Origin of the sequence: Xenorhabdus bovienii, assembly GCF_024721015.1 — a bacterium.
GTDB lineage: Bacteria > Pseudomonadota > Gammaproteobacteria > Enterobacterales > Enterobacteriaceae > Xenorhabdus > Xenorhabdus bovienii.
On record NZ_JANAIF010000007.1, the window covers coordinates 92,378 to 98,377 of the forward strand.

Annotated in this window: 3 protein-coding genes; all 3 read right to left on the bottom strand. The window is 45.4% G+C overall.

Translation table 11 applies throughout. The features are described 5' to 3' along the window. Nucleotides 1-70: 70 nt before the first annotated feature. The 3 genes from btsR to NXS07_RS03875 all read right to left on the bottom strand — a co-directional run bounded on the left by btsR (nt 71) and on the right by NXS07_RS03875 (nt 5,653). The gene (gene btsR / locus NXS07_RS03865) at nt 71-790 is read right to left on the bottom strand and encodes a two-component system response regulator BtsR (RefSeq protein ID WP_038191683.1); all 720 of its coding nucleotides are present in this window, start codon (nt 788-790) and stop codon (nt 71-73) included. 2 nt (nt 791-792) lie between these two features. Further along, the gene (locus NXS07_RS03870) at nt 793-2,490 is read right to left on the bottom strand and encodes a sensor histidine kinase (RefSeq protein ID WP_038223007.1); all 1,698 of its coding nucleotides are present in this window, start codon (nt 2,488-2,490) and stop codon (nt 793-795) included. 175 nt (nt 2,491-2,665) lie between these two features. Continuing rightward, complete coding sequence (locus tag NXS07_RS03875; protein ID WP_258086192.1) at nt 2,666-5,653, bottom strand: inverse autotransporter beta domain-containing protein; 2,988 nt, start codon at nt 5,651-5,653, stop codon at nt 2,666-2,668. Between the last annotated feature and the right edge of the window lie 347 nt (nt 5,654-6,000).

Consider the following 6,000-nt stretch of genomic DNA (forward strand, 5'->3'; position numbering starts at 1 on the left):
GGAACAGAGTCCCCCTTCGTTTTGATCCAGCGGGTGGATAAGTACCCGATGTTTTCGCCCGGAAAAATGATTAATTTAACCCCAGAACTTCTTTTAGTGGTTTTAAATACCGGCGACTGACTGGAATACGCTCATTATTTCGTAACACCAGTTCTGCCTGTCCATTCTCTCCAAAAATGATTTCCCGCAAATGAGTCATATTGACCAGATATTGGCGATGGCAGCGGGTCAAGGAAGTCCGGGTTTCTAGCGTGCGCAGGGTTAACTCGGTAAAACCTTCCTGTTCATTAGCGCTCATCACATAAACTCCACTCAGGCGTGAGGTGACATACAGCACCTCATCCAGCTGCATCAGCCATATCCGGCTGTGCCCTGTACAGGGAATATATTTAAGCTGCTCATCTTCCTGTTGCAGATCTGCCAGATTTTGCTTCTGATAGCCTGAACGCAGCCGCTGCAACGTTTTGCTCAGACGCTCCTTTTCCAGCGGTTTCAGCAAATAATCAAACGCGTGTTCTTCAAAGGCTTGCACTGCGTATTCATCAAAGGCAGTGAGAAAAACAATATAAGGGCGATGCTCAGGATCAAGCAGCCCCACCATTTCAAGCCCGGTAATGCGGGGCATCTGAATATCGAGGAAAACCACATCCGGTTTCAGGCGATGGATAGCACCAATCGCTTCCACTGCGTTGGCACACTCACCGATGATTTGAATATCCGTTTCCTCTTCTAGCAGGCAACGCAGATTCTCACGAGCCAGTGGTTCATCATCAACAATCAATACATTCATACTTACACCGCTTTGTCAGCTTCTTTTTCCAATGGTAAACATAAAATGACACGGGTAAATTTTTCTGGTTGGCAATCAACATGCACACCATAGCGCTCACCATAGCGAAGCTGAAGACGTTTATCTACCAGACTCATTCCAAGTCCATCCCCCATTTTTTTTAGACAATAAAGTCCTGCATTATCTTCAATCTCAACCAGTAATAAATTAGCTTCCTGATGGGCTCGGATAGTAATTCGGCCTGTATCCAGTAACTGTGAAGTGCCATGTTTTATGGCGTTTTCTACCATAGGTTGCAGGGAAAAGGCGGGCAATTTTGCGCTGCGCAGGGATTCAGGTATTGCTATGGCAATCTGGAGACGCTCACGGAAACGGGCTTTCTCTATTTGTAAGTAAGCATTCACATGCTCTATTTCATTCTCCAGCGTGGCAATTTCCTCTGGTCGTTTCAGATTCTTGCGGAAAAATGTTGAAAGATATTGCACAAGCTGCCCGGCCTGTTGGCTATCCCGCCGGATCACCGCCTGTAACGTATTTAAGGCATTAAATAAAAAGTGAGGATTTACTTGCGCGTGAAGTAGCTTCACTTCTGATTGCAGCAAAGATTGCTTGTTCCGCTCGTATTGTCCGGCAAGAATTTGGGCAGAAAGCAGGCTGGCAATGCCCTCACCTAATGTACGATTGATTGAACTGAATAGACGATTCTTGGCTTCATAAAGTTTGATGGTGCCAATCACCTGTTGGTTTTCTCCCCGTAAAGGGATCACCAAAGCCGAGCCGAGTTTACAGATTGGGCTGAGAGAGCAGCAATAGGGCGTTTCATTACCATCGGCATACACGACTTCATTATTTTCTATCGCACGATGTGATTGCTCGGAAACAATGGGAGTACCAGACAAATGGTGATCGGAGCCGATACCGATAAACGCCAGTAATTTTTCCCTGTCGGTAATTGCAACCGCCCCGATTTCTAACTCCTGATAAATAACCTTTGCTACGCGCATACTGTTATCCTCATTGAACCCTTTACGCAGTATTCCTTCTGTACAGACGGCGATTTTCAGGGCTTGGGCAGAAAAGGCGCTGGTATATTTTTCAAAGATGGCGCGCCTGTCGAGCAGTATCCGAATGAACATGGCCGCTCCGATGCTATTGGCAATAATCATGGGAGCGGCGATATTTTTCACCAACTTAAGAGCATCACTGAACGGATTGGCAAGCAGCAGGATAATGCCCATCTGGATACATTCAGCCAGGAAGGTGACGATGGCGGCAGTCCACGGATTCAGCAGCTTATTGATTTGTCCCCGCTTCATCAGATAACTGTGCACAAGGCCGCCAAGTATGCCTTCTACAATAGTGGACACCATACAACTAAACGCGGTCATTCCACCGAGGGAATAGCGGTGCAATCCCCCAGTGAATCCTACCATAGCACCGACCGCCGGCCCGCCGAGAAAGCCACCCAGTACAGCACCGATGGCGCGGGTATTGGCGATGGAATCATTGACACTCAATCCAAAATACGTCCCCATAATGCAAAAAATGGAGAAAATGAGATAACACATCAGCTTATGTGGCAAGCGAACGGAAACTTGCAGCAGGGGGATAAACAGAGGCGTTTTACTCAGCAGCCAGGCGATAACCAAATAGACACACATTTGCTGAAGTAGTAACAAAACAAGATTAAATTCATGCATATTTTTCTATTTTCATTGCGTGATTAATTTTTATAAATAAATTTAGATCGCCATTATCAAAGGTTGAATTTAAGCCCGTCAATAGGACATTGGGAAGAGAAAATCATTCTGTTGAGAAGAGAGAGGGTGATCCGCCCCTTTGAGAGGCGGATTTGTATGTCAAATATTCATTGTTTTACTGACGGCAAATGACATAATCGCTGACAATGTTGTCCTCGATGGGATGTGCTATTCCATTGTCTATATTCACGGCAATATGCACTTTGTTACCCTCTGCAGGCGTTGAAGAACGATAAGAGCGGTGTTGTGGCCAGCCGTGCAGATCGTGCATTTCATTTGCCGAATATGCACGATACAGGCTCTGCAAATCCTCTTGTGTTGGCAAATTGGCATGTATTTTTCCGCAGTACCATTTAGCTCCTCTGTAAACCCGACGCGGCCATATTTCACCGCTTTCAAAAAATGTGGCCATCCCTTTCATATTCCCTTTCAGTTCAATTTGCAACTGGGGGCGCATAAAGACAGCGCCATTGGCACCCATTACTGATTCGGACATATGTCCCCAAAAGTTTGCCAGAGGGGTATCGGGGCTGGTCGGGACGGTAAAGATGAGATCCTGAGTTTTAGGTTTTGCAGAACCATATGCTGTTATCTTAAGAGCGGTTTTTACACCGTTCCCGTTTGGATCGGTGACAGGAATAGACAGCACGCCCTGCTCATCTGTCACGCCTTGATAGAGAGCAGGTTTGCCGCCTATCAGCAAGGTAATCGTCTGAGGTTTATTCTGGCGGTTTATGGCTTGGGTCGCTTGCACCTCAACGGCCACATTTCTGACGGGTTGCCCGTGTTTGAATGTCTTTACGGTCAAAGTGATTGCGTTGCTTTTTTTAGTATTATCAGTATTCACTGTGGCAGCGATATCATCCGCAATCCCTCTGACTTTTCCGCCTTCACTGCCACCGTGAGTACGGTTGCCACTCTCTTGGCTCATGCTGGTATTAACAATCATAGTATTCCCGATGAGTCCAAGGCCATTTTGTGCCTGCACTGCAACGGCTTTTACCCGGCCTGCATCTGACAGTTCCAATGCATAGTTAGGGAGCTTGCCTGATTCGACGATCGTATGACCGTTGGTAATATCGATATTACCTTTGTCACCCCATATATAGCGGGATTTATCCACTTTTTCGCCACCATTAGGGTTAAAGGTATAAGTTGCACTCAATTTTTGCCCGATTTCCAATTTACCAACAATAGTCAGATTTTTGACAAACGGTGCGTCAGGATGCACAAATATGATTTTTAATGGCTTGATATGAACTCCATCCACTTCAGGCGTAATTTTCAGTATCCCTATTTTTTTGCCAGCCGTGAGTATGGCTTCATAGACACCTGATTGAGTTTCTTTTATTTTTCCGATCGTCGGATCACTGCCTTCTCCACTCAACTGATTAGTAACCCATTTGATATCGCCGGCAACATCACGGATTGGCTTACCCTCTTTATCCTCTAAGGTTAATTTCAGCATGGTGGTGGCACGGTCATCAGCCAGCAGTTCATTATCTTTTGCTGTGAAAGTGGACTTATTATCACGTACTGCGGCTGGCAGCACCTGTACTTGAGTTTCTACCCGCTGAGAAGCATTGCCGTGCTCATCATAGGCCACGGCACTGAGAATATAAGTATTGTTGCCCTGATGGTGGTATTCCGGCAGAGTCAGCAGATAGTGAGAGCCGCCTTGGCGCTCGATCTCACCCCCATCGGCAAACAGATTTACGGCTTCCCACTGAATATTTTTCAAACCATATTTACTGTCCACGGTAAGGTGAAGTGGCTTGATATCACCAGCATGTCCGGTAATCAGGCTGTCCATTGTGAGGCGGATAATTTCACGCTTGCGGTATTCCAGCACAATCTGGTTATTGCGGTCGACCAGATCATAGCGACTGCCTTGTAGGGTGCGCTTGAAATCCGTGGCATCGGGATCAATTAGCTTCTCCCACGGTGTCCCTATTTCATAGTTCAACTCCATATTGAACTGGGTTTCGCCACCACCGGAAGTACTCTGCTTTCGAACAATGCCGAAAGTCAGCAATGGGATCGGCGTATAATTAATTCCTACGGTAAAGGCAGAAGGATCTTTCTGGCGATGATTTTGATTGATTAACCCAACTTCACTCCCGAAGTAATGTTCATACATCAACTTGCCGCCGAGTTGTGGCAAGGTAGGTACATAGCCCTGAACTCGCAGATCAAAACCATTAGCCGGGCGCTCATCGTAATCGGTCAGAAGGTGGGATTCTTTCCAATTGCTTAAGCGGAAGTAACCATTAGCACCCAATTTCAGATAATTGCGGGCATATTCAGCCCCAATCCCCCATCGGGTATTTTCTCCGGTAAAGTCATGGTCAAAAAAGGCGTTATATCCCAGCATTCCGCCGTCAAAGAAACGGCGTTGCCCAACACCGAGATTGACGGTATTGCGTTTATTCAGCCGCCGCAGGCCGAATTGGGTGAAAGTCAGCTGGCTCTTTGTATCATACAGAGGGAGTAGCATATCAAGCTGGCTGCCATCTAATCGGCCCCGATCACTTATATTGGCCTGTACCCGTGCAGTGCCGTAGTGTCCCAGCCAATTCTGTATCTGCTGATTAACTTCACTGACTGCAAGACCGTTTAACTGGATTTTTGCGCTATTGCTGATGTTATTACTTTTCAGCACATCGCCGACGCGAATAGCGGCATTAGACAGACGGCTATTTGTCCCATCTTTGCTGTCAGATTCGTCTAACGGAGAATAATTAAAAGGTAGAAACTTATTGAGGCGAGGTCGGGGTACATCAATTTCATCACCGATACCCAATGTTGAAAAGGATTTGCTAAAGGTACGCAATTGATTGATTTTTTTTAGATCATCGACGGTTAAGCTATAACGTTTAGCTATTAAATCGATCGTTTCCCCGGATTTCAGGATATAAGGTTTTGTCGGTAGTGCCGTCAATTGTTGATCGTGAGAAGTCGTATGCGTTTTGGCTGCGGCGATAATGGGGGTAAATGCACCTGCTACCGGTAACGTCAGTTGGATGATAATGTTCGCCCAAGCCATTCGTTTCAGCAGGGGAGGCTGATTCTGCGGCCACGACTTATCGAATTTTCTGTGCATAGCTATACCTATAACAATAAAAAAACGCCAGTAATGCCGAAATAGAATGTTGACCACACGACATTGGCTGACTTGATACATCATAAGGCAGTTAACAAAATCTATTAATTAGTTAATGATTGGGTTATTTGGCTGATATATGTCTTATATGTAGATTTTTATTCCAACATAAAATCATTTTTTGATCAATATAACTTTCGTTAGCAAACATATTAAATATAATGGAAATCAATAAGAAGGATTTGATAGCTTTATGAGTAGTATATTTGGGGTCATGTATTCAATCCGGTGAACATCATGTAATATAGGGCAATTTACTGGAGAGTCATTAATGGCTAAAGTGGATG